The organism is Pseudoxanthomonas sp. LARHCG66 (assembly GCF_052871755.1).
Map to the genome: position 1 here is coordinate 533401 of NZ_JBIXJW010000003.1, position 24288 is coordinate 557688.

At 64.3% G+C, this 24288-nt stretch carries 25 protein-coding genes and 1 tRNA gene; all 26 read right to left on the bottom strand.

What is annotated here, in order from left to right; translation table 11 throughout:
• Positions 1 to 5 precede the first annotated feature (5 nt).
• A complete protein-coding gene (gene rplN / locus ACIPRS_RS12640; RefSeq protein WP_013535986.1) occupies positions 6 to 374 on the bottom strand; it encodes a 50S ribosomal protein L14 in 369 nt (122 codons plus the stop codon).
• A 15-nt stretch (positions 375 to 389) separates the two neighbouring features.
• Entirely contained in the window at positions 390 to 656 is a 267-nt protein-coding gene (gene rpsQ / locus ACIPRS_RS12645) for a 30S ribosomal protein S17 (RefSeq protein ID WP_055941286.1), read from the bottom strand.
• Between the two features lie 12 nt (positions 657 to 668).
• Positions 669 to 854, bottom strand: a complete 186-nt coding sequence (gene rpmC / locus ACIPRS_RS12650; RefSeq protein ID WP_055941284.1) for a 50S ribosomal protein L29 — start codon at positions 852 to 854, stop codon at positions 669 to 671.
• Positions 854 to 1267, bottom strand: a complete 414-nt coding sequence (gene rplP / locus ACIPRS_RS12655) for a 50S ribosomal protein L16 (RefSeq protein WP_056878822.1) — start codon at positions 1265 to 1267, stop codon at positions 854 to 856. The genes rpmC and rplP overlap by 1 nt, the downstream gene beginning before the upstream one ends.
• Positions 1268 to 1273: 6 nt before the next feature.
• Entirely contained in the window at positions 1274 to 1993 is a 720-nt protein-coding gene (gene rpsC / locus ACIPRS_RS12660; protein WP_142124596.1) for a 30S ribosomal protein S3, read from the bottom strand.
• 2 nt (positions 1994 to 1995) lie between these two features.
• Positions 1996 to 2331 carry a 50S ribosomal protein L22 gene (rplV, locus tag ACIPRS_RS12665; protein ID WP_055943295.1) on the bottom strand — a complete coding sequence of 112 codons (336 nt, stop codon included), beginning with the start codon at positions 2329 to 2331 and terminating at the stop codon, positions 1996 to 1998.
• A gap of 11 nt (positions 2332 to 2342) precedes the next feature.
• Positions 2343 to 2618, bottom strand: coding sequence for a 30S ribosomal protein S19 (gene rpsS, locus ACIPRS_RS12670; protein ID WP_055941277.1), 276 nt, complete (start codon positions 2616 to 2618; stop codon positions 2343 to 2345).
• Positions 2619 to 2624: 6 nt separating this feature from the next.
• Positions 2625 to 3452 (bottom strand): 50S ribosomal protein L2, encoded by an 828-nt coding sequence (rplB, locus tag ACIPRS_RS12675; protein WP_093296347.1) that lies wholly within the window; start codon positions 3450 to 3452, stop codon positions 2625 to 2627.
• Between the two features lie 11 nt (positions 3453 to 3463).
• Positions 3464 to 3763: a 50S ribosomal protein L23 gene (rplW, locus tag ACIPRS_RS12680; protein ID WP_192201784.1), complete on the bottom strand. Its 300-nt coding sequence runs from the start codon at positions 3761 to 3763 to the stop codon at positions 3464 to 3466.
• Positions 3760 to 4365, bottom strand: coding sequence for a 50S ribosomal protein L4 (gene rplD / locus ACIPRS_RS12685; protein ID WP_093296344.1), 606 nt, complete (start codon positions 4363 to 4365; stop codon positions 3760 to 3762). The genes rplW and rplD overlap by 4 nt, the downstream gene beginning before the upstream one ends.
• A gap of 11 nt (positions 4366 to 4376) precedes the next feature.
• Entirely contained in the window at positions 4377 to 5030 is a 654-nt protein-coding gene (gene rplC / locus ACIPRS_RS12690; RefSeq protein ID WP_192201786.1) for a 50S ribosomal protein L3, read from the bottom strand.
• A gap of 11 nt (positions 5031 to 5041) precedes the next feature.
• Positions 5042 to 5353, bottom strand: coding sequence for a 30S ribosomal protein S10 (gene rpsJ, locus ACIPRS_RS12695; RefSeq protein ID WP_027070119.1), 312 nt, complete (start codon positions 5351 to 5353; stop codon positions 5042 to 5044).
• A 520-nt stretch (positions 5354 to 5873) separates the two neighbouring features.
• A complete protein-coding gene (gene tuf, locus ACIPRS_RS12700; protein ID WP_056879796.1) occupies positions 5874 to 7064 on the bottom strand; it encodes an elongation factor Tu in 1191 nt (396 codons plus the stop codon).
• Positions 7065 to 7164: 100 nt separating this feature from the next.
• Complete coding sequence (gene fusA, locus ACIPRS_RS12705) at positions 7165 to 9255, bottom strand: elongation factor G (protein WP_337731294.1); 2091 nt, start codon at positions 9253 to 9255, stop codon at positions 7165 to 7167.
• A 175-nt stretch (positions 9256 to 9430) separates the two neighbouring features.
• Positions 9431 to 9898, bottom strand: coding sequence for a 30S ribosomal protein S7 (gene rpsG / locus ACIPRS_RS12710; protein WP_192201789.1), 468 nt, complete (start codon positions 9896 to 9898; stop codon positions 9431 to 9433).
• A 12-nt stretch (positions 9899 to 9910) separates the two neighbouring features.
• Positions 9911 to 10285 carry a 30S ribosomal protein S12 gene (gene rpsL, locus ACIPRS_RS12715; protein WP_055945224.1) on the bottom strand — a complete coding sequence of 125 codons (375 nt, stop codon included), beginning with the start codon at positions 10283 to 10285 and terminating at the stop codon, positions 9911 to 9913.
• Between the two features lie 234 nt (positions 10286 to 10519).
• Positions 10520 to 14752, bottom strand: coding sequence for a DNA-directed RNA polymerase subunit beta' (gene rpoC / locus ACIPRS_RS12720; protein WP_337731295.1), 4233 nt, complete (start codon positions 14750 to 14752; stop codon positions 10520 to 10522).
• Between the two features lie 92 nt (positions 14753 to 14844).
• Positions 14845 to 18996, bottom strand: a complete 4152-nt coding sequence (gene rpoB / locus ACIPRS_RS12725) for a DNA-directed RNA polymerase subunit beta (protein ID WP_337731296.1) — start codon at positions 18994 to 18996, stop codon at positions 14845 to 14847.
• A 236-nt stretch (positions 18997 to 19232) separates the two neighbouring features.
• Positions 19233 to 19604: a 50S ribosomal protein L7/L12 gene (gene rplL / locus ACIPRS_RS12730; RefSeq protein WP_142126299.1), complete on the bottom strand. Its 372-nt coding sequence runs from the start codon at positions 19602 to 19604 to the stop codon at positions 19233 to 19235.
• A 60-nt stretch (positions 19605 to 19664) separates the two neighbouring features.
• Positions 19665 to 20201 (bottom strand): 50S ribosomal protein L10, encoded by a 537-nt coding sequence (rplJ, locus tag ACIPRS_RS12735; protein WP_192201795.1) that lies wholly within the window; start codon positions 20199 to 20201, stop codon positions 19665 to 19667.
• 369 nt (positions 20202 to 20570) lie between these two features.
• The gene (gene rplA / locus ACIPRS_RS12740; protein WP_142126301.1) at positions 20571 to 21269 is read right to left on the bottom strand and encodes a 50S ribosomal protein L1; all 699 of its coding nucleotides are present in this window, start codon (positions 21267 to 21269) and stop codon (positions 20571 to 20573) included.
• Between the two features lie 3 nt (positions 21270 to 21272).
• On the bottom strand, positions 21273 to 21701 hold the full coding sequence (gene rplK, locus ACIPRS_RS12745) for a 50S ribosomal protein L11 (RefSeq protein WP_055945202.1): 429 nt from the start codon (positions 21699 to 21701) through the stop codon (positions 21273 to 21275).
• A gap of 200 nt (positions 21702 to 21901) precedes the next feature.
• Positions 21902 to 22459, bottom strand: a complete 558-nt coding sequence (gene nusG, locus ACIPRS_RS12750) for a transcription termination/antitermination protein NusG (protein WP_142126302.1) — start codon at positions 22457 to 22459, stop codon at positions 21902 to 21904.
• A gap of 13 nt (positions 22460 to 22472) precedes the next feature.
• Positions 22473 to 22862, bottom strand: coding sequence for a preprotein translocase subunit SecE (gene secE, locus ACIPRS_RS12755; RefSeq protein WP_337731297.1), 390 nt, complete (start codon positions 22860 to 22862; stop codon positions 22473 to 22475).
• 60 nt (positions 22863 to 22922) lie between these two features.
• Positions 22923 to 22998: transfer RNA gene (locus tag ACIPRS_RS12760), tRNA-Trp, on the bottom strand.
• 99 nt (positions 22999 to 23097) lie between these two features.
• Positions 23098 to 24288, bottom strand: coding sequence for an elongation factor Tu (gene tuf / locus ACIPRS_RS12765; RefSeq protein ID WP_056879796.1), 1191 nt, complete (start codon positions 24286 to 24288; stop codon positions 23098 to 23100).

Here is a 24288-nt window from a genome sequence, read left to right on the forward strand (position 1 = left end):
TCCGCTCAAAGCACTTCAGGCGCGAGCGAAACGATCTTCATGAACTTCTCGGAACGCAGCTCGCGGGTCACAGGCCCGAAGATGCGGGTACCGATCGGCTCCTGCTTGTTGTTGAGCAGCACGGCGGCGTTGCCGTCGAAGCGGATCAGCGAACCGTCGGGGCGGCGGACGCCCTTGCGGGTACGCACGACCACGGCGTCGTAGACTTCACCCTTCTTGACCTTGCCGCGCGGAATGGCGTCCTTGACGGTCACCTTGATGATGTCACCGATGCCGGCGTAACGGCGCTTCGAGCCGCCCAGCACCTTGATGCACATCAGTTCCTTGGCGCCGGAATTGTCGGCCGCGTCAAGGTAGCTCTGCATCTGGATCATGATTCAGATCTCCTCTTATTCAGCCGCGCGGGTGATGATTTCCACCACGCGCCAGTTCTTGGTCTTGGACATCGGGGCGATCTCGGTCACACGCACCACGTCGCCTTCCTTGCAGCTGTTGTCCGCGTCGTGCGCGTGCAGCTTGGTGGAACGCTTGATGTACTTGCCGTACAGGGCGTGCTTGACCTGACGCTCCACCAGGATGGTGACCGTCTTGTCCATCTTGTTGCTGACGACGCGGCCTTCGATGGTGCGTTGCGCTTTGTCTTTGTTATCGCTCATCTTGGGCGCTCCTTACTTCTGGCTGCCGAGCAGCGTCTTGACGCGAGCGATCTCGCGGCGGACACGGCGGGTTTCGTGGGTCTTCGGCAGCTGGCCGGTGACCTTCTGCATGCGCAGGGAGAATTGCTCCTTGCGCAGCTCGGTCAGGTGGGCCTTCAGTTCGTCAGCCGACTTCTCGCGGAGTTGCTTGAGTTCCATTAGCGCACCGTCCGGGTCACGAAAGTGGTGGTGACGGACAGCTTGGCGGCGGCCAGGCGGAACGCCTCGCGCGCGATGTCCTCGCTGACGCCTTCGATTTCATAGATCATGCGGCCCGGCTGGATCTGGGCGACCCAGTATTCGACGTTGCCCTTACCGGAGCCCATGCGGACTTCGATGGGCTTCTTGGTGATCGGCTTGTCGGGGAACACACGGATCCACATCTTGCCGCCACGCTTCACGTAACGGCTGATGGAACGACGCGCTGCTTCGATCTGGCGCGCGGTCAGCTGACCGTGCGCCGTGGCCTTCAGGCCGTACTCGCCGAAACTGACGAGGTTACCGTTCCAGCTCAGGCCTTCATTACGGCCCTTGTGCATCTTGCGGTATTTGGTTCGCTTGGGTTGCAACATGACTGATTACCTCGCGTCGCGGTCACGGGCCGGGCGCGACGGACGTTCGCTGCGCTCGGGGCGCGCGTCGTCCTGCTTCTCCTGACCCACCTGGCTGAAATCGAAGATTTCGCCCTTGTAGACCCACACCTTGATGCCGATGATGCCGTAGGTGGTCTTCGCCTCGGCAAAACCGTAATCGATGTCGGCACGCAGCGTGTGCAGCGGCACGCGGCCTTCGCGGTACCACTCGGAACGGGCGATTTCCGCACCGTTCAAGCGGCCGGCCACGTTGACCTTGATGCCCAGGGCACCCAGGCGCATCGCGTTGCCCACAGCGCGCTTCATGGCGCGACGGAACATGATGCGGCGTTCCAGCTGCTGCGCGATCGATTCGGACACCAACTGCGCGTCCAGCTCGGGCTTGCGCACCTCGGTGACATTGATGTGCGCCGGGACGCCCATCAGGTCGCTCACTTCCTTGCGCAGCTTCTCGATGTCCTCACCGCGCTTGCCGATCACCACGCCCGGACGGGCGGTGTGGATGGTCACGCGGGCGGTCTTGGCCGGGCGCTCGATCAGGATCTTGGAAATGCCTGCCTGCGCCAGCTTCTTGCGAAGCATCTCGCGTACCTTGAGGTCCGCGGCCAGGTATTCGGCGTAGTCACGCTTGTTGGCGAACCACTTCGAATTCCAGTCCTTGGCGATGCCCAGGCGGATACCGGTCGGATGAACTTTGTGACCCATATTTATTTACCCTCGCCCACGACCACGGTGATGTGGCTGGTGCGCTTCAGAATGCGGGTACCACGACCCTTGGCACGGGCCATGAAACGCTTCAGCATCGGACCTTCGTCGACCATGATGGTCTTGACCTTCAGCTCGTCGACGTCGGCGCCCTGGTTGTTCTCGGCGTTGGCGATGGCGGACTCCACGACCTTCTTGATCAGGTGGGCAGCCTTCTTGTCCGAGAACTTCAGCAGGTTGACGGCGCGCTCGGCCGGCAGGCCCCGCACCTGGTCAGCGACCAGGCGGGCTTTCTGGGGGGAGATGCGCGCGGTGCGCAGGATGGCTTTCGCTTCCATGGTCATCTCCCTTACTTCTTGCCGCCGGCTTTCTTGTCGCCACCGTGACCCTTGAAGGTCCGGGTGACGGCAAATTCGCCGAGCTTGTGGCCGACCATGTTCTCGTTGACCAGCACCGGAACGTGGTTCTTGCCGTTGTGGATGGCGATCGTGAAGCCCACCATTTCCGGCAGGATCATCGAACGGCGCGACCAGGTCTTGATCGGCTTCTTGCTGCCGCCCGCGGCCTCCACCTTCTTGACGAGGTGGTGATCGACGAACGGGCCCTTCTTGAGTGAACGTGCCATGGTCGATTAGCCCCTACGATCGCGGACGATGAATTGCTGCGTGCGCTTGTTCTTGCGCGTCTTGTAACCCTTGGTCGGCACACCCCACGGGGTGACCGGATGCGGGTTGCCCTGGCCGGCCTTGGCCTCACCACCACCGTGCGGGTGGTCGACGGGGTTCATGGCCGCACCGCGGACGGTCGGCTTGACGCCGCGCCAGCGCTTGGCGCCGGCCTTGCCGAGCTTCTCCAGGCTGTGTTCGTCGTTGCCGACTTCACCGACGGTGGCGCGGCACTCGACCTGCACCTTGCGCATTTCGCCGGAGCGGAGGCGCAGCGTGGCGAAACCCTGCTCGCGAGCGACCAGCTGCACGGCGGCGCCGGCGGCACGGGCAATCTGCGCGCCCTTGCCCGGCTTCAGCTCGATGCCGTGGATCGTCGTACCGACCGGGATGTTGCGCAGCGGCAGCGTGTTGCCTGCCTTGATCGGCGCGTCGCTGCCGGCGATGACCTGGTCACCTGCCTTCAGGCCCTTGGGGGCGATGATGTAGCGACGCTCGCCATCGACGTAGCACAGCAGCGCGATGTGCGCGGTGCGGTTGGGATCGTATTCGATCCGCTCCACGCGCGCCGGGATGCCTTCCTTGTCGCGCTTGAAGTCGATGAGGCGGTAATGCTGCTTGTGGCCACCGCCGATATGACGGGTGGTGATGCGACCATGGTGGTTGCGACCGCCGGTCTTGCTCTGCTTCTCCAGCAGCGCAGCATGCGGGGCACCCTTGTGCAGGTCAGGCGTCACCACGCGGACCGCCGAACGGCGACCGGGAGAGGTGGGTTTGAATTTCATCAATGGCATGTGGGTCTACCTCAGGCCTTGGCCGACACGTCGATGGCTTGGCCATCGGCAAGACGCACGTACGCCTTGCGCCAGTCGCCGCGACGGCCGGCGCGGTTGCGGAAGGACTTGTTCTTGCCCTTCACGTTCACCACGTTGACCGCCTCGACCTTGACGTCGAACAGCTGCTCGACCGCGGCTTTGACATCGGCCTTGGTGGCTTCGTTCGAGACTTCGAAGACGTATTGGTTGGAGAGTTCCTGCAGGCGCACGGTCTTTTCGGAGACACGCGGAGCACGCAGCACGGCAAAAATCTTTTCGTTGCTGATCATGCCAGCCACTCCTCGATCTTCTTGACGGCATCGGCCGTGATCAGCACGGAGTCGGCACCCACCAGCGCAGCCGGGTCCAGGCCCTGCACGTCACGCACTTCCACGTAGGGAAGGTTGCGGGCCGACAGGTACAGGTGCTCGGAGGCATCCTCGGTGACGATCAGCGGGCGCTGACCCAGGTCCAGGCCCTTCAGCTTTTCGATCAGGGCGCTGGTCTTGGTGGCGTCCACATCGAACGCTTCCACGACCTTCAGGCGGTTCTGGCGGTTCAGCTCGGACAGGATCGAGCTGATGGCCGCGCGGTACATCTTACGGTTCACCTTCTGCGCGAAGCTGCGCGGCTTGGCCGCGAAGGTCACGCCGCCGCCGACGAAGATCGGCGCGGTCAGGGCACCGTGACGGGCACCGCCACCCTTCTGCTTCTTGGACTTCTTGGTGGTGCCGTTGACTTCGGCGCGCGTCTTCTGCGCCTTGGTGCCGGCACGACCGGCGTTGCGGTAGGCAACGACGACCTGGTGGACCAGATCCTCGCTGAATTCGCGGCCGAACACGTCGTCGGAGACCGACAGCTTGTTGGCGCTACCTGTAATGGCTAGTTCCATGGTCGTTCTCCTCAACCCTTGCTCGCCGGACGGACGATCACGTCGCCACCCGGCGCACCCGGCACGGCGCCGCGGACGGCGATCAGGCCGCGCTCGGCGTCCACGCGGACGACTTCCAGGTTCTGCGTGCTCTGCTGCGCGGCACCCATGTGGCCGGACATCTTCTTGCCCGGGAACACGCGGCCCGGCGTCTGGCGCTGACCCAGCGAACCCGGCGCGCGATGCGACAGCGAGTTACCGTGGGTGGCATCACCCATGCGGAAGTTCCAGCGCTTGATGGTGCCCTGGAAGCCCTTGCCCTTGGTGACGCCCTGGACGTCGACGATCTGGCCGACTTCAAAGATGTCGGCCTTGATCTCGCCGCCGACGCTGAAGTCGCCCAGCTTGTCGGCTTCCACGCGCAGCTCCCACAGGCCACGACCGGCTTCGACCTTGGCCTTGGCCAGGTGACCGGCGACAGGCTTGGTGATCAGCGAGGCACGACGGGTGCCCACGGCAACCTGCACGGCGCTGTAGCCATCGACTTCGGGGGTCTTGATCTGGGTGATGCGGTTCGGGGTTGCTTCGATCAGCGTCACCGGAATGGACTTGCCGTCCTCGGTGAACACCCGGGTCATGCCAGCCTTGCGGCCGACGAGACCCAACGAATATTTCTTCGCGGTCATGGTCGTTGGCCTCAGGTCAGCTTGATCTGGACGTCGACGCCAGCCGCCAGCTCGAGCTTCATCAGCGCGTCCACGGTCTTGTCGTTGGGGTCGACGATGTCGAGCACGCGCTTGTGCGTGCGGGTTTCGTACTGGTCACGCGCGTCCTTGTCGACGTGCGGGGAAACCAGGATGGTGTAGCGCTCGATCTTGGTCGGCAGCGGGATCGGGCCGCGCACTTGCGCGCCGGTCCGCTTTGCCGTCTCGACGATCTCGCTGGCCGAGCGGTCGATCAGACGATGATCGTACGCCTTGAGCCGGATTCGGATCTTTTGGTCCGCCATGACGGAATTTCCTTCGTTAAAGAGCGACGGGCGCGGCCTCTGGGATGCCTTGCCCCGGTTAGTCCAAGCTGTTCCAGTTCCCCACCGGCCGCGTGGACTCCACGGACGGGCAGCACCGGATCGGCTGGGGATTCTTCCTGAAAAACTAGGCAGGCCGGTAAACCGGCCCGCCCAGACATGAAAGTATAGAGCGCGTGACATATCCCGTCAACAACCGGGATACCCTGCCCGACCCGAAGGCCTTGCAGGCAGGCACGCGACACTCCGTGTCTGGCGAACACGAGGCGCTTCCTGCACCTCTTTTCGCGGTAGAACCAGCGGCCTCCCAGGGGGCGCTGGCGGATCATGCGATTCCCATCCAGCCAAGCGGCTATCAAGGGGCGCGCATCATAGCGCAGGTCTTGCTGTTTTGCAGCATTCCATCGCATGAAACCATGGAATTTCTGCAAAAAAGAGGCGGACCGAGGTTCCGGTCCGCCCTTGTCGCTGTCCGGCGAGTCCTCGCCGGGACCGCAGGGGCTTACTTGATGATCTTGGCCACCACGCCGGCGCCGACGGTACGGCCGCCTTCGCGGATCGCGAAGCGCAGACCTTCGTCCATCGCCACCGGGTTGATCAGGGTGACCACCATCTTGATGTTGTCACCCGGCATCACCATTTCCACGCCTTCCGGCAGGGTCACGGCGCCCGTGATGTCGGTCGTGCGGAAGTAGAACTGCGGACGGTAACCCTTGAAGAACGGGGTGTGGCGGCCGCCTTCGTCCTTGCTCAGCACGTAGACTTCGGCTTCGAACTCGGTGTGCGGGGTGATCGAACCCGGCTTGGCCAGCACCTGGCCACGCTCCACGTCGTCACGCTTGGTGCCGCGCAGCAGCAGACCGGCGTTGTCGCCCGCCTGACCCTGGTCCAGCAGCTTGCGGAACATTTCCACGCCCGTGACCGTGGTCTTCTGGGTCGGACGGATACCGACGATCTCGATTTCCTCGCCCACCTTGATCACGCCGCGCTCGATACGGCCGGTCACCACGGTGCCGCGGCCCGAGATCGAGAACACGTCTTCCACCGGCATCAGGAACGGCTTGTCGACGTCGCGCTCCGGGGTCGGGATCCAGGTGTCCAGCGCGTCCACCAGCTTCAGGATCGCCGGCACGCCGATCTCGCTCTGGTCGCCTTCCAGCGCCAGGCGGGCCGAGCCCGAGATGATCGGGGTGTCGTCGCCCGGGAACTCGTACTTGCTCAGCAGTTCGCGGACTTCCATCTCCACCAGCTCCAGCAGCTCGGCGTCGTCCACCATGTCAGCCTTGTTCAGGAACACGACGATGTACGGCACACCGACCTGACGCGAGAGCAGGATGTGCTCGCGGGTCTGCGGCATCGGGCCGTCAGCGGCCGAGCACACCAGGATCGCGCCGTCCATCTGGGCGGCACCGGTGATCATGTTCTTCACGTAGTCGGCATGGCCCGGGCAATCCACGTGCGCGTAGTGGCGCGCGGCAGATTCGTATTCCACGTGCGCGGTCGAAATCGTGATGCCGCGCGCCTTCTCTTCCGGCGCTGCGTCGATCGCGTCGTACGCCTTGAACTCGCCACCGAAACGCTCCGCGCCGATCTTCGTCAGCGCCGCCGTCAGCGTCGTCTTGCCGTGGTCAACGTGACCAATCGTGCCCACGTTCACGTGGGGCTTGGTGCGTTCGAACTTACCCTTTGCCATTGTCTTTACCTCTGTGATTCATGATTCGTGATTAGTGATTGGCTTGAAGCGGGATCCGTGTTCTTGCGAATCACGGATCCCGAATCACCAATCACGGCTTTTAGTTCTTCTTGACGACCGCGTCGGCGATGTTGGCCGGCGCTTCCGCGTAGTGATCGAACTCCATCGAGAACGTGGCGCGACCCTGCGACATCGAACGCAGCGTGGTGGCGTAGCCGAACATTTCGCCCAGCGGCACCATCGCGGCAATCACCTTGCCGGACGGACTGTCGTCCTGACCCTGCAGGATGCCGCGACGACGACTCACGTCGCCCATCACGTCGCCCAGGTAGTCTTCCGGCGTCACGATCTCGACCTTCATCATCGGCTCCAGCAGGACCGGCTGGGCCTTGCTGAAAGCTTCCTTGAAGGCCATCGAGCCGGCGACCTTGAACGCCATTTCGTTCGAGTCGACGTCATGGAACGAACCGTCGACCGCCTTGATGGCGATGTCGACCACCGGGAAGCCGGCCAGCGGACCGCTCTTCAATGCGTCCTCGATGCCCTTGCCTGCCGCAGCGACGTATTCCTTCGGCACCACGCCACCGACGATGGCGCTTTCGTACGAGAAGCCGACACCACGCTCGACCGGCGACATCTCGATGACGATGTGGCCGTACTGGCCGCGACCGCCCGACTGGCGCACGAACTTGCCTTCCTGCTTGACCGCCTTGCGGATGGTCTCGCGGTAGGCCACCTGCGGCTTGCCGACGTTGGCTTCCACGTTGAACTCGCGCTTCATGCGGTCCACCAGGATTTCCAGGTGCAGCTCGCCCATGCCGGAGATGATCGTCTGGCCGGATTCCTCGTCGGTCTTGACGCGGAACGAGGGATCTTCCTGCGCCAGGCGGCCCAGGGCCAGACCCATCTTCTCCTGGTCGGACTTGGTCTTCGGCTCCACTGCCATCGAGATGACCGGCTCCGGGAACACCATGCGCTCCAGGGTGATGATGTGGTCGAGCGAGCACAGGGTGTCGCCCGTGGTGACGTCCTTCAGGCCCACGGCGGCGGCGATGTCGCCCGCGCGCACTTCCTTGATTTCGTCACGCTGGTTGGAGTGCATCTGCAGGATGCGGCCTACGCGCTCCTTCTTCGACTTGACCGGGTTGTACACCGCATCGCCGGAATTCAGCACGCCCGAGTAGACGCGGAAGAACGTCAGCGAGCCCACGAACGGGTCGGTCATGATCTTGAACGCGAGCGCGGAGAACGGCTCGTTGTCACCGGCCTTGCGGGTGTCTTCCTTCTCGTTCTCGTCGATGCCCTGCACCGGCGGACGATCCGTCGGCGACGGCAGCAGCTGGATCACGCCGTCCAGCATGGCCTGCACGCCCTTGTTCTTGAACGCGGAGCCGCAGTAGACCGGGATCACTTCCACCTTCAGCGTGCGCTCGCGCAGACCGGCGATGATTTCGGCCTCGGAGAGGTCGCCTTCGTTGAGATACTTGTCCATCAGCGCTTCGCTGGCTTCGGCCGCAGCCTCCACCATGAAGGCACGATCCGCCGCCGCCTTGTCAGCCAACTCGGCGGGGATGTCGCGGTACTCGAACTTGGTGCCCTGCGATGCCACATCCCAATGGATGTACTTCATCTTCAGCAGGTCGATGACGCCCTCGAAGCCATCTTCGGCGCCGACCGGGACCTGCATCGGCACCGGGTAGGCGCCCAGGCGCGACTTCAGCTGGTCGACGACCTTGGCGAAGTCGGCACCGGTACGGTCCATCTTGTTGACGAATGCGAGGCGCGGCACGGCGTACTTGTTGGCCTGGCGCCACACGGTCTCGGACTGCGGCTGCACGCCACCGACGGCGCACAGCACGAACACCGCGCCATCGAGCACGCGCAGCGAACGCTCGACTTCAATGGTGAAGTCGACGTGGCCGGGGGTGTCGATGATGTTGAAGCGGTGCTGCGGCAGGGACTTGTCCATGCCCGTCCAGAACGCCGTGGTGGCGGCGGACGTGATGGTGATGCCGCGCTCCTGCTCCTGCTCCATCCAGTCCATGGTCGCGGCACCATCGTGCACTTCACCGATCTTGTGGCTGACGCCGGTGTAGAACAGGATGCGCTCGGACGTGGTGGTCTTGCCGGCGTCGATGTGCGCCATGATGCCGAAATTGCGGTAACGCTCGATGGGAGTGGTGCGAGCCACGACAGTCTCTCTTTTCTGATGGAGGGCCGGCGGGATGCCTGGGCCTTCCGTGGAGGGCGGATCTTCAGATGGCCGAATGCCGCCTTTCGGCGGCCTTCGGGGAGGAGCGCGGGAGCGCGCTCCAAGGGCACCTACATGGTGCCAAAGGCCCTTGTTTGCAAGGGCCCGGAGGCCGTTACCAGCGGTAGTGCGCGAACGCCTTGTTCGCTTCCGCCATGCGGTGGGTCTCTTCACGCTTCTTGATGGCGCCGCCGCGGTTCTCGGAGGCATCCAGCAGTTCGGCAGCCAGCTTGCGCGGCATGGAGTTCTCGCCGCGCTTGCGGGCGGACTCGATCAGCCAGCGCATCGCCAGGGCCATGCGGCGCGAGGAACGCACTTCGACCGGCACCTGATAGGTGGCGCCACCGACGCGACGCGACTTCACTTCGACCGCCGGGGACACATTGTCCAGCGCCTTCTCGACCAGCTCGAGGGCATTGGGGTTCTTCTCGCCGATGACGTCCATGGCACCGTAGACGATCTTCTCGGCAACGGACTTCTTGCCGCTCAGCATCACCATGTTGATGAAGCGGGCGATCGTCTGGCTGCCGTGCTTGGGATCCGGCAGGACTTCACGTTGGGGGGCAGAGCCTTTACGCGACATGATTCTTTTTCCTTAAGCCTTGGGACGCTTGGCGCCGTACTTGGAACGGCCCTGGCGGCGCTTGGCGACGCCGGAGGCGTCGAGCGAACCGCGCACGGTGTGGTAGCGCACGCCCGGCAGATCCTTCACGCGACCGCCGCGCACGAGCACCACGGAGTGCTCCTGCAGGTTGTGGCCTTCACCGCCGATGTAGCTGATGATTTCTTCCTGGTTGGTCAGGCGCACCTTGGCGACCTTGCGAAGGGCCGAGTTGGGCTTCTTCGGGGTGGTCGTGTAGACGCGGGTGCACACGCCGCGACGCTGCGGGCAGTTGTCCAGCGCGGGCGACTGGCTCTTGTACGTGGGGGCCTGCCGCGGCTTGCGGACCAGCTGATTGACGGTTGCCATAGTGGGTTCTTCGTGTGAAGGCCGGAGCCTTGTTTGACATGAAAACGAAGGCAGGCCGCAATACGGCCCACCTAGACGGAAAAGTATAGCCGGCAACCTGCCCGACCGTCAACGCGACGGCGGCAAGTGCCTGCCAACTGACTGCGATCCCGCCCATCCTGGGCCGAAAACGAGGCGCATCCTGCGCCTCTTTTCGTGGTCTGGGACGGCCCGGAGGCCGTCGGGTAGTACGGTTTAGCTGGCGCTGGACTCCTCGCCCGCTTCGTCGGTGGTGGTCACGGCGGCGGCCGGAGCGGCCTCGACGCTGCCACCCGACAGGGCGTTCACTTCGGCCTCGGTCAAGCCGGAGGCATTGCGGCGGCGCTGGTTGTGGTACGCCAGACCGGTGCCGGCCGGGATCAGTCGACCCACGATGACGTTCTCCTTCAGGCCGCGCAGGGTGTCACGGGTGCCGCGAACGGCCGCCTCGGTCAGTACACGGGTGGTCTCCTGGAAGGAGGCCGCCGAGATGAACGACTCGGTCGCCAGCGAGGCCTTGGTGATGCCCAGCAGCACCGGATCGTACTTCGCGAGCAGTTCGTTGCGGGCCGCCAGCTTGGCGTTTTCTTCGATCAGGCGCTGCTTCTCGACCTGCTCGCCGGCCAGGAACTTGCTGTTGCCAGCGTCGGTGATCTCGACCTTGCGCAACATCTGGCGGGTGATCACCTCGATGTGCTTGTCGTTGATCTTCACACCCTGCAGGCGGTAGACGTCCTGGATTTCCTTGACCAGGTAGGCCGCCAGCGGCTCGACGCCCAGCAGACGCAGGATGTCCTGCGGGCTCGGCTCGCCGTCCACGATGGTTTCGCCCTTGGCCACGTGCTCGCCTTCGAACACGATGATTTGGCGGAACTTCGGGATCAGCTCCTCGTGCTCCGAACCATCGGTGTCCTTGATGATCAGGCGCTGCTTGCCCTTGGTGTCCTTGCCGAAGCTGATGATGCCGGAGCGCTCGGCCAGGATCGCCGGATCCTTCGGCTTGCGTGCTTCGAACAGGTCGGCGACGCGCGGCAGACCGCCGGTGATGTCGCGGGTCTTGGACGCTTCCTGCGGCACCTTGGTGACCACGTCGCCCACGCCGACGGGCGCGCCGTCCTGCAGGTTGACGATCGAGCGCGGCGGCAGCAGGTACTGCGCCGGCAGGTCGGTACCCGGGATGCTCAGGTCCTTGCCGTCCTTGTCCACGATGCGGACGATCGGACGCAGGTCCTTGCCCTGCGAACCGCGACGCTTCGGATCGGTGATCTCGCGCGAGGCCAGGCCGGTCAGGTCATCGGTCTTCTCGATGACGGTGACGCCATCGACGAAGTCGACGAAGCGCACGAAGCCGGCCACTTCCGACACGATCGGGTGGTTATGCGGATCCCAGTTCGCCACGGCCTGGCCGGCCGTGATCTGGTCGCCGTCCTTGACGTTGATGGTGGCGCCGTAGGGCAGCTTGTAACGCTCGCGCTCACGGCCGTGGCCATCGAGTACCGACAGTTCGCCCGAGCGCGAAACCGCGACCAGGCTGCCATTGGCGTGTTCGACGAACTTGAGGTTGTTGAACTTGATCGAGCCGGTGGTCTTGACGGTGATGTTGTCGACCGCCGCCGCACGCGATGCCGCACCACCGATGTGGAACGTACGCATGGTCAGCTGGGTGCCGGGCTCGCCGATCGACTGCGCGGCGATGACGCCGACCGCTTCGCCGATGTTGACGATGTGGCCACGGGCCAGGTCACGGCCATAGCAGTGCGCGCAGACGCCGAAATCGGATTCGCAGGTGATGGTGGAACGCACCTTCAACGCCTGCACGCCGGCATCTTCCAGCTTCTGCACCCAGGCTTCGTCCAGCAGCGTGTTGCGGGTGACGATCGGATCCTCGTCGTTGCCCGGCAGGAACACGTCCTCGGCCACGATGCGGCCCAGCACGCGGTCGCGCAGCGGCTCGACCACGTCGCCGCCTTCCACGATCGGGGTCATCATCAGGCCTTCCGACGTACCGCAATCGACCTCGGTGATCACCACGTCCTGCGCCACGTCGACCAGGCGACGGGTCAGGTAACCGGAGTTCGCCGTCTTCAGCGCGGTATCGGCCAGGCCCTTTCGGGCACCGTGGGTGGAGTTGAAGTATTCCTGGACGTTCAGGCCTTCGCGGAAGTTCGCCTTGATGGGCGTCTCGATGATCGAACCATCGGGACGGGCCATCAGGCCGCGCATGCCGGCCAGCTGGCGGATCTGCGCCTGGCTACCACGGGCGCCGGAGTCGGCCATGATGTACAGCGAGTTCATCGACTTCTCGTTGATGGTCTCGCCCTTGGCGTTCTGCACCTTGTCGGTACCGATGGTCTCCATCATCGCCTTGGCGATGCGCTCATTGGTGCGCGACCAGATGTCGACCACCTTGTTGTAGCGCTCGCCGGCGGTGACCAGGCCGCTCTGGTACTGCTCCTGGATCTCCAGCACTTCCTGCTCGGCTTCGCCCAGGATGCCCTTCTTCTCGGCCGGGATCAGCATGTCGTCGATGCCGATGGAGACGCCGGCGCGCGTGGCGTACGCGAAGCCGGTGTACATCAGCTTGTCGGCGAACACGACCGTGTCCTTCAGGCCCAGCATGCGGTAGCTGGAGTTGATCAGGCGGCTGATGGCCTTCTTGTTCAACTCGGTGTTGACCAGGGCGAACGGCAGACCTTCCGGCAGGATCTCGGCCAGCAGGGCGCGACCGATCGTGGTGTCCACGATGTTGGTCTGCTTGCTGCGGCCACCTTCCTCGTCGATCACGGTACCGCTGATGCGGACCTTGACCTTCGCGTGCAGTTCGACGGCGCGGTTGTCGTAGGCGCGCTTGACCTCGGCGATGTTGGCGAAGGCCATGCCCTCGCCCTTCTTGTTCTCCAGCGCGCGGGTCATGTAGTACAGGCCCAGCACGACGTCCTGCGACGGCACGATGATCGGCTCGCCGTTGGCCGGCGACAGGATGTTGTTGGAGGACATCATCAGCGCGCGCGCTTCCAGCTGCGCTTCCAGCGACAGCGGCACGTGGACGGCCATCTGGTCACCGTCGAAGTCGGCGTTGAACGCAGTACAGACCAGCGGGTGCAGCTGGATGGCCTTGCCTTCGATCAGGACCGGCTCGAACGCCTGGATGCCCAGGCGATGCAGCGTCGGCGCGCGGTTCAGCAGAACCGGGTGTTCGCGGATGACCTCTTCCAGGATGTCCCAGACTTCGGCTTCTTCGCGCTCGACCAGCTTCTTGGCGGCCTTGATGGTGGTGGCCAGGCCGCGACGCTGCAGCTTGGCGAACACGAACGGCTTGAACAGCTCCAGCGCCATCTTCTTCGGCAGGCCGCACTCGTGCAGGCGCAGGGTCGGGCCGACCACGATGACCGAACGGCCGGAGTAGTCGACGCGCTTGCCCAGCAGGTTCTGGCGGAAGCGACCCTGCTTGCCCTTGATCATGTCGGCCAGCGACTTGAGCGGGCGCTTGTTGGTACCGGTGATGGCGCGGCCACGACGACCGTTGTCCATCAGGGCGTCAACGGACTCCTGCAGCATGCGCTTTTCGTTGCGCACGATGATGTCCGGCGCATTCAGTTCGAGCAGGCGGCGCAGGCGGTTGTTGCGGTTGATGACGCGGCGGTACAGGTCGTTCAGGTCGGAGGTCGCGAAGCGGCCGCCGTCCAGCGGTACCAGCGGACGCAGGTCCGGCGGCAGCACCGGCAGCACGGTCATGACCATCCATTCCGGACGGTTGCCCGATTCCAGGAACGCTTCCATCAGCTTGATGCGCTTGGTGAGGCGCTTGAGCTTGGTCTCCGAACCGGTGCTGGCGATTTCCTCGCGCAGGTTCACCATCTCGGCCTGCAGGTCGATCGTGCGCAGCAGGTCGTAGACGGCCTCGGCGCCCATGGCGGCGTCGAAGTCGTCGCCGTGTTCCTGGCGCGCCTGCATGAACTGCTCTTCGGTCAGCAACTGGCGGCGTTCGAGCGAGGTCAGGCCCGGCTCGGTGACCACGTAGGCTTCGAAGTACAGCACGCGCTCGATGTCGCGCAGGGTCATGTCCAGCATCAGGCCGATGCGCGACGGCAGCGACTTGAGGAACCAGATGTGCGCGACCGGGCTGGCCAGGTCGATGTGGCCCATGCGCTCGCGGCGCACCTTGGCCAGCGTCACTTCCGTGCCGCACTTCTCGCAGACCACGCCACGGTGCTTCATGCGCTTGTACTTGCCGCACAGGCACTCGTAATCCTTGATCGGCCCGAAGATGGCCGAGCAGAACAGGCCGTCGCGTTCCGGCTTGAAGGTACGGTAGTTGATGGTTTCCGGCTTCTTCACTTCGCCGAAGGACCACGAACGGATCAGGTCCGGCGAGGCCAGCGCGATCTTGATCGCGTCGAAATCCAGCGTCTGGCGCTGCTGGTTGAAGAGGTTGAGCAGGTCTTTCATTTTGTTTCTCCGTCAGGAGGAATCTTTGTCGAGGGCGGGTTGACCGTGTTCGGAAGGCGCGGAGGCCGTTGAGTGCCGCCGCGCCGTTGCGATCAGTCTTCCAGTTCCATGTTGATGGCGAGCGAGCGGATTTCCTTCACCAGCACGTTGAAGGATTCCGGCATGCCCGCGACCATCTCGTGAGCACCATCGACGATGTTCTTGTACATCTGGTTGCGGCCCTGCACGTCGTCCGACTTGACCGTCAGCATTTCCTGCAGGGTGTGCGCCGCGCCATAGGCTTCCAGCGCCCAGACTTCCATTTCACCGAAGCGCTGGCCACCGAACTGCGCCTTGCCGCCCAGCGGCTGCTGGGTGACGAGCGAGTACGGACCGGTGGAACGCGCGTGCATCTTGTCGTCCACCAGGTGGTTCAGCTTCAGCATGTGCATGTAGCCGACCGTGGTGTGGCGGTCGAACGCCTCGCCGGTACGGCCGTCGTACAACTGAGTCTGGCCGCTGATCGGCAGGTCCGCGAGTTCGAGCATGTGCTTGATCTCGGTTTCCGCCGCGCCGTCGAACACCGGGGTGGCCATCGGCACGCCGTCGGTCAGGTTCTCGGCCAGCGCGATCAGTTCCTTGTCGCTGAACTGGTCCAGGTCCACGCGGTCCTCGCCCAGCTTCTGGTCGTGGTTGTAGATCTGGGTCAGGAACTTGCGCAGGTCGGCGACCTTGGCCTGGGCTTCCAGCATGTTCTGGATCTTGCGACCCAGCCCCTTGGCGGCCCAGCCCAGGTGCACTTCCAGCACCTGGCCGATGTTCATGCGCGACGGCACGCCCAGCGGATTCAGCACGATGTCCACGGTCTCGCCGGTGGCCATGTAGGGCATGTCCTCGACAGGAACGATCGTCGACACGACACCCTTGTTGCCGTGGCGGCCGGCCATCTTGTCGCCCGGCTGGATGCGGCGCTTCACGGCCAGGTACACCTTGACCATCTTCAGCACGCCCGGGGCGAGGTCGTCGCCGGCGGTGATCTTGCCGCGCTTGTCGGCGAAGCGACGCTCGAACTCCTTCTCGTGCGCCTGGATCTGCATCTGGGCGCGCTCGATGGCGTCGGACGCGTCATCGTCCTTCATGCGCAGGGTGAACCATTCCGACTTCTTCAGGCCGTCGAGGTAGGCGTCGGTGATCGCGTCGCCCTTCTTCAGCGTGCCCGGGCCACCGTTGGCGACTTTGCCGACCAGCTGCGAACGCAGGCGGGCGTAGATGGCGCCTTCGAGGATGCGGAACTGGTCGTCGAAGTCCTTCTTGACGCGCTTGATCTCGTTTTCCTCGATCTGGCGCGCACGCTTGTCCTTCTCGATGCCGTCGCGGGTGAAGACCTGCACGTCGATGACGGTGCCGTCCATGCCCGGCGGCACGCGCAGCGAGCTGTCCTTCACGTCCGAGGCCTTCTCGCCGAAGATCGCGCGCAGCAGCTTCTCTTCCGGGGTCAGCTGGCTCTCGCCCTTCGGCGTGACCTTGCCCACCATGATGTCGCCGGCGCGCACTTCCGCACCGATGTACACCACGCCGCTCTCGTCGAGGCGGTTCAGTGCCTGCTCGGAGACGTTCGGGATGTCGGCGGAGATTTCCTCCGGTCCCAGCTTGGTGTCGCGCGCGACGCAGGTCAGCTCTTCGATGTGGATCGTGGTGTAGCGATCCTCTTCCACCACGCGCTCGGAGAGCAGGATGGAGTCTTCGAAGTTGTAGCCGTTCCACGGCATGAACGCGATCAGCATGTTCTGGCCCAGCGCCAGCTCGCCGATGTCGGTCGAGGGACCGTCGGCCAGCACGTCGCCGCGCGCGACCACATCGCCCACGTTCACCAGCGGACGCTGGTTGATGCAGGTGTTCTGGTTGGAGCGCGTGTACTTGATCAGCGAATAGATGTCGACGCCGGCATCGGTTTCGCCGGAGATCTCGACTTCATTGACCTTGACCACGATGCGGCCGGCGTCGATCTGCTCGACCACGCCGCCACGACGCGCGTTCACGGTCACGCCCGAGTCGCGCGCCACGGCGCGCTCGATGCCGGTACCGACCAGCGGCTTCTGCGCGCGCAGCGTGGGCACGGCCTGGCGCTGCATGTTGGCGCCCATCAATGCGCGGTTGGCGTCATCGTGCTCCAGGAACGGGACCAGCGCCGCGGCGACCGACACGGTCTGCATCGGCGAGACGTCCATGTAGTCGACTTCGCTCGGCGGCTTCAGCAGCGATTCGCCCTGGTAACGGCACGGCACGAACTGCTCGGTCAGGCGGCTTTTGGCGTCATGCAGCGCGTTGGCCTGCGCGATGACGTACTCGTTCTCCTCGATCGCCGACAGGTACTCGATCTCGTCGGTGATCATGCCGTCCACGACCTTGCGGTACGGCGTCTCGAGGAAGCCATAACCATTGGTGCGGGCATACACGGCCAGCGAGTTGATCAGGCCGATGTTCGGGCCTTCCGGCGTCTCGATGGTGCAGACGCGACCGTAATGGGTCGGGTGCACGTCGCGGACTTCGAAGCCGGCGCGCTCGCGGGTCAGGCCGCCCGGGCCGAGGGCCGAGACGCGACGCTTGTGCGTGACTTCCGACAGCGGGTTGTTCTGGTCCATGAACTGCGACAGCTGCGAGGAGCCGAAGAACTCCTTGATCGCGGCGGCCACCGGCTTGGCGTTGATCAGTTCCTGCGGGGTCAGGCCTTCGGACTCGGCCATCGACAGGCGTTCCTTCACGGCGCGCTCGACGCGGACCAGGCCCACGCGGAACACGTTCTCGGCCATTTCGCCGACCGAACGCACGCGACGGTTGCCCAGGTGATCGATGTCATCGACGGTGCCGCGGCCGTTGCGGATCTCGGTCAGGACCTTGATGACGTCCAGGATGTCCGAGGTCTCGCCCAGGCTGGCGACCAAGCGCTTGGCTTCTTCATCGTTGCGCGCGCCGAAGTACTTCTTGTCGTACAGCACGGCTTCGCCGGTGGTTTCCTTGCGGCCCACGCGACGGTTGAACTTCATGCGGCCGACGTTGGAGAGGTCGTAGCGCTCGAAGGTGAAGAACAGGTTGTGGAACAGGTTCTGCGCAGCGTCCTTGGTCGGCGGCTCGCCGGGACGCATCATGCGGTAGATCTCGACCAGCGCTTCCAGCTGGGTCTTGGTCGGATCGATGCGCAGCGTGTTGGACAGGTACGGACCACGGTCCAGGTCGTTGACCCACAACGTACCCACGGCGTCCACGCCGGCCTTGCGGAACTTGGCCAGCTGGTCGTCGGTGATTTCGTCGTTGGCGGAAGCCAGCAGCTCGCCGGTGTTGGCGTCGATCACGTCGTGCGACAGGATGCGGCCGACCAGGTATTCATCGGGCACGGCCAGTGCGGCGATGCCGGACTGTTCCAGCTGCTTCACGTGGCGCGCGGTGATGCGCTTGCCGGCTTCCACGATGACCTTGTCGCCATCGGCCAGGTCGAAGTTCAGCGTTTCGCCGCGCAGGCGCTCGGCGACCAGCTCCAGCTGCACGCCTTCCGGCAGGATGTGGAACGTGTTGACGTCGAAGAACTCGTTGAGCATCTCCTCGTTGGAGTAGCCCAGCGCGCGCAGCAGGATCGAGACCGGCAGCTTGCGGCGACGGTCGATACGCGTGAACAGCGCGTCCTTCGGGTCGAACTCGAAGTCCAGCCAGGAGCCGCGATAAGGAATGATGCGTGCGCTGTACAGCAGCTTGCCCGAGCTGTGGGTCTTGCCACGGTCGTGGTCGAAGAACACACCCGGCGAGCGGTGCAGCTGCGAGACGATGACGCGCTCGGTGCCGTTGACGATGAAGGTGCCGTTGTCGGTCATGAGCGGGATCTCGCCCAGATAGACCTCCTGCTCCTTCACGTACTTGATGGCCTTGGTGGACGACTCGCGGTCGTAGATCACCAGGCGGACGGTGACGCGCAGCGGTGCGCCGTAGCTCAGGCCACGGTTGCGGCACTCGCGCTCGTCGAACACCGGCTCGCCGAGCTTGTAGCCGACATATTCCAGCGCGGCGTTGCCGCTGTAGCTGGCGATCGGGAAGACCGACTTCAGCGCGGCATGCAGGCCACGGTCTTCGCGCTTGGCGGCGTCGGTGTGCTCCTGCAGGAACTCGCGGTAGGAGTCGACCTGGATGGCGAGCAGGAACGGGACCTCGAGGATCGACCGCTGCTTGCCGAAATCCTTGCGGATGCGCTTCTTTTCGGTGAACGAATATGTCGTCATGTGACTGTGCCTTTGGCAGCGTGGGGCGCGCGTCCGCGACCACACGGGGGACATTCTTTCGAACGGGGGAATTTTCAGTTGGAAGTCGCTGGTATTGCCGGCACCAGCACGCCTTCTGCCGCTACTTCCAACTACAAACTCGCGTTTACATCGCTACGTCTTGAAACGACCGAAGGCCAGGGGCTTTCGCCCCCGGCCTCGGGTTGTCGCCTGGGTGAACCGGCGACGGATACGACTTACTTGACTTCGACGCTCGCACCAGCGGCTTCGAGGTCCTTCTTGAACTTCTCGGCATCTTCCTTCGACACGCCTTCCTTCAGCACGCCGCCGGCCTCGGTGAGGTCCTTGGCTTCCTTCAGGCCCAGGCCGGTGATGGCGCGGACAGCCTTGATGACGTCGACCTTCTTGGCACCGGCGTCCTTCAGGACGATGGTGAACTCGGTCTGCTCTTCGACCGGGGCGGCGGCGGCGGCCGGACCGGCAGCGGCGACGACCGGGGCGGCGGCGGAGACGCCGAACTTCTCTTCGATGGCCTTGACCAGCTCCATCACTTCCATCAGGGTCTTGCCGGCAATGGCGTCGACGATCTGTTCGTTGGAAAGGGACATTGTGTTTACCTTTGGAAATTATCTGGGATTAGGGTTCGTAGAACCGTAAAGACGTCGAACTCAGGCTTCAGCCGGGGCTTCCGCGACGGCTTCCGCCGGCGCTTCGCCACCACCCTGCTTGTCGGCCACGGCCTTGACGGCACGGGCGAACATCGCGGCGGGTTCGGCCAGAACGCGGGCCAGCATGGCCAGCGCCTGATCGCGGGTCGGCAGCGACGCCAGGACTTCAACATGGCTGGCCGGATACAGCTGGCCACCCACGGAGACGACCTTCGGCTGCAGCTTGTCGTTGCCCTTGGCGAATTCCTTGATCAGGCGACCGGCGGCGCCGGGCTCCTCGGTCGAAAACGCATACAGCAGCGGACCGACGAGCTTGTCCTGGACAACCTCGAACTCGGTACCGGCCACGGCACGCACGGCCAACGTGTTCTTGACAACTTTCAAGTACACGCCGGTCTCGCGGGCCTTCTTGCGCATCGCGGTCATCTGACTGACCGTGGTGCCTGCGTATTCGGCGGCGACCAGGGAGTGCGCCTTGGCGGCGACGTCTGCCAGTTCGGCGACTACTTCTTGCTTCTGGGACAGATTGAGAGCCATACACTCCTCACTAATTGACTCCGCTTGCGGCTCCTGCCGCTCGCGGTCCTGGACGGCATCCGTCCTGGATGCCGGGGACGCAGAGGTCCCGGCGGTGGCCTGTCTGACTGGCGACCTTGCGGTCGGACTCCAGAAAACTTCCAGAAGGCGGCACCATCTACGCAGGCGCATTCCCGGGGGAATGAATTAAGCGATCCCGCTAGCCACGACGGCGATTCCCTGCCAACACGAGCCTCCGTGCCCGTCGTCATGGCGCGCTGACCGCACCTGCGGTCTTTGACGGCTGTCGCTTGCACCGTTATCCGGCCTGGGCGACTGCCCTCAAAATTCGTTGCGCCCTGCCCCGCGTCGCGGGACAGGGTGATGCGATTACTTCAGGGACAGCGAGGACTGGTCCACGGTCACGCCGGGGCCCATGGTCGAGCTGACCGAGATTTTCTGCAGGTACTGACCCTTGGAGGTGGCCGGCTTGGCCTTCACCAGGTCGATCAGCAGCGCCTGCAGGTTCGACTTCAGCGCTTCGTCGTCGAAGCTGGCCTTGCCGATGGTGCAGTGGATGATGCCGGCCTTGTCGGTGCGGTAGCGCACCTGGCCCGACTTGGCGTTCTTCACCGCCTCGGCCGGGTTCGGCGACACGGTGCCGACCTTCGGGTTCGGCATCAGGCCGCGCGGGCCCAGGACCGTACCCAGCTTGCCGACCACGCGCATCGCGTCCGGCGTGGCGATGACCACGTCGTAGTTGATGTCGCCGGCCAGCATCTTCTCTGCCAGGTCGTCCATGCCAACGGCTTCGGCGCCGGCAGCAGCGGCTTCGTCAGCCTTGGCGCCAGCCGGGGCGAACACCGCCACGCGGACCGACTTGCCGGTACCGGCCGGCAGCACGGTGGAACCGCGCACCTGCTGGTCGGACTTCTTGGCATCCACGCCCAGGCGCACGGCAACGTCGACGGACTCGACGAACTTCGCCTTGGTGGCGGTCTTGACGATCTTCAGGGCCTCGTCAATGGCGTACGCCTTGCCGGGCGTCACGGCGGCCAGGATGGCCTTCTGTCGCTTGTTCTGTGCCATCTCTTAACCCTCTACCGTCAGGCCCATGGAGCGGGCGGAACCCGCGATCGTACGCACCGCAGCGTCCAGATCGGCCGCGGTCAGGTCGGGTTCCTTCGCCTTGGCGATGTCCTCAAGCTGCTTGCGGGTGACCTTGCCCACCTTCTCGGTGTTCGGGCGCTTGGAGCCGGACGTGATGCCGACGGCCTTCTTCAGCAGGATCGACGCCGGGGGCGTCTTCGTGATGAAGGTGAAGGTACGGTCGGAATAGGCCGTGATGACCACCGGAATCGGTAGACCCGGCTCCAGCTTCTGCGTGGCGGCATTGAACGCCTTGCAGAATTCCATGATGTTCAGGCCGCGCTGACCCAGCGCAGGACCGACCGGCGGCGAGGGGTTGGCCTGACCGGCCTTCACCTGCAGCTTGATGTAACCGACAACTTTCTTTGCCATGTGAGTACTCTCCGGGTGCTAGCGCCTGGGTAACAGGCTCCCCATCGGACCGGGAAAATCACGCGTCCCGGCATCGCGTTTTCTTGAACGCGCCAATGGCCACCCGAGGGCGGCCATGGCTCCTGTCCGGCATCGCCGTCAGGGAGCCGCGCAGTATATCAGGGTTTTACGGGCCCGGCTGAATCTGCCGGACCGCCGGATCAGGCCTTCTCGACCTGTCCGAATTCCAGCTCCACCGGGGTGGACCGGCCGAAGATCAGCACCGCGACGCGCAGGCGGCTCTTCTCGTAGTTGACTTCCTCGACCACGCCGTTGAAGTCGTTGAACGGACCGTCGGTGACGCGGACCATCTCGCCCGGCTCGAACAGCACCTTGGGCCTGGGCTTCTCGACACCTTCCTGGACGCGATCAAGGATGGCAGCCGCTTCTTCGTCGCGGATCGGCAGCGGACGGTCGGCGGTGCCGCCGATGAAGCCGAGCACCTTCGAGGTGTCCTTCACCAGATGCCAGCTTTCGTTGTCCATGCGCGGGATGCCACCCTCGTCATGGGTCTCGATCTGGACCAGCACATAACCGGGGAAGAACTTGCGCTCGGAACGGCGCTTCTGACCGGAGCGCATTTCCACGACCTCTTCGGTCGGGACCAGCACGTCGCCGAACTTCTCCTGCATGCCGTCGCGGACGATGCGGTCGCGCAGGGCCTGGGCTACCGACTTCTCGAAGCCAGAATAAGCATGGACGACATACCAGCGCTTCACTGAGCGACTCTCCTCAACGGCCAAAATTCAGAAACCATTCGATCAGCGCCTGGATGGCGAAGTCGAAACCGGCCAGGATCAGGCTGAGCACGATCACCACGATGATCACCACCCACGTCGTGCGGGTAGCCTCTTCGCGGGTCGGCCACACGACCTTGCGCAACTCGAAGCGGGATTCCGCCAGGAACTCGCGCGTGTCACGGCCCTTGCCCGTCTGCAGGAATACCAGCGCACCCAGCACCAGGCCGGCAACGACCGCCAGCGAACGCAGCGGCGTGGCCCACTGGCCATTGAACCACCACCATGCGACCAGGCCAGCCACGACCAGCGCCAGCGCCAGGACGTACTTGGCGATGTCGCCCGCGGAAGTGGCGGCTTTCGATTGTTCGACCTTGCTGTTCACGTCAGTGTCGCTCTTTGCTCTGGGGGAGTACCGGAGATCCGGACTCCGCGAGGAAGGAAGTGGCACGCCAGGAGGGACTCGAACCCCCAACCTGCGGTTTTGGAGACCGCTGCTCTGCCAATTGAGCTACTGGCGTATCGATTTGCTACAACCTTCCCTTAGACGGCGAAGGCGGACCGAGGTTCCGGTCCGCCCTTGTCGCTGTCCGGCGAGTCCTCGCCGGGACCGCAGGGGCTTACTTGATGATCTTGGCCACCACGCCGGCGCCGACGGTACGGCCGCCTTCGCGGATCGCGAAGCGCAGACCTTCGTCCATCGCCACCGGGTTGATCAGGGTGACCACCATCTTGATGTTGTCACCCGGCATCACCATTTCCACGCCTTCCGGCAGGGTCACGGCGCCCGTGATGTCGGTCGTGCGGAAGTAGAACTGCGGACGGTAACCCTTGAAGAACGGGGTGTGGCGGCCGCCTTCGTCCTTGCTCAGCACGTAGACTTCGGCTTCGAACTCGGTGTGCGGGGTGATCGAACCCGGCTTGGCCAGCACCTGGCCACGCTCCACGTCGTCACGCTTGGTGCCGCGCAGCAGCAGACCGGCGTTGTCGCCCGCCTGACCCTGGTCCAGCAGCTTGCGGAACATTTCCACGCCCGTGACCGTGGTCTTCTGGGTCGGACGGATACCGACGATCTCGATTTCCTCGCCCACCTTGATCACGCCGCGCTCGATACGGCCGGTCACCACGGTGCCGCGGCCCGAGATCGAGAACACGTCTTCCACCGGCATCAGGAACGGCTTGTCGACGTCGCGCTCCGGGGTCGGGATCCAGGTGTCCAGCGCGTCCACCAGCTTCAGGATCGCCGGCACGCCGATCTCGCTCTGGTCGCCTTCCAGCGCCAGGCGGGCCGAGCCCGAGATGATCGGGGTGTCGTCGCCCGGGAACTCGTACTTGCTCAGCAGTTCGCGGACTTCCATCTCCACCAGCTCCAGCAGCTCGGCGTCGTCCACCATGTCAGCCTTGTTCAGGAACACGACGATGTACGGCACACCGACCTGACGCGAGAGCAGGATGTGCTCGCGGGTCTGCGGCATCGGGCCGTCAGCGGCCGAGCACACCAGGATCGCGCCGTCCATCTGGGCGGCACCGGTGATCATGTTCTTCACGTAGTCGGCATGGCCCGGGCAATCCACGTGCGCGTAGTGGCGCGCGGCAGATTCGTATTCCACGTGCGCGGTCGAAATCGTGATGCCGCGCGCCTTCTCTTCCGGCGCTGCGTCGATCGCGTCGTACGCCTTGAACTCGCCACCGAAACGCTCCGCGCCGATCTTCGTCAGCGCCGCCGTCAGCGTCGTCTTGCCGTGGTCAACGTGACCAATCGTGCCCACGTTCACGTGGGGCTTGGTGCGTTCGAACTTACCCTTTGCCAT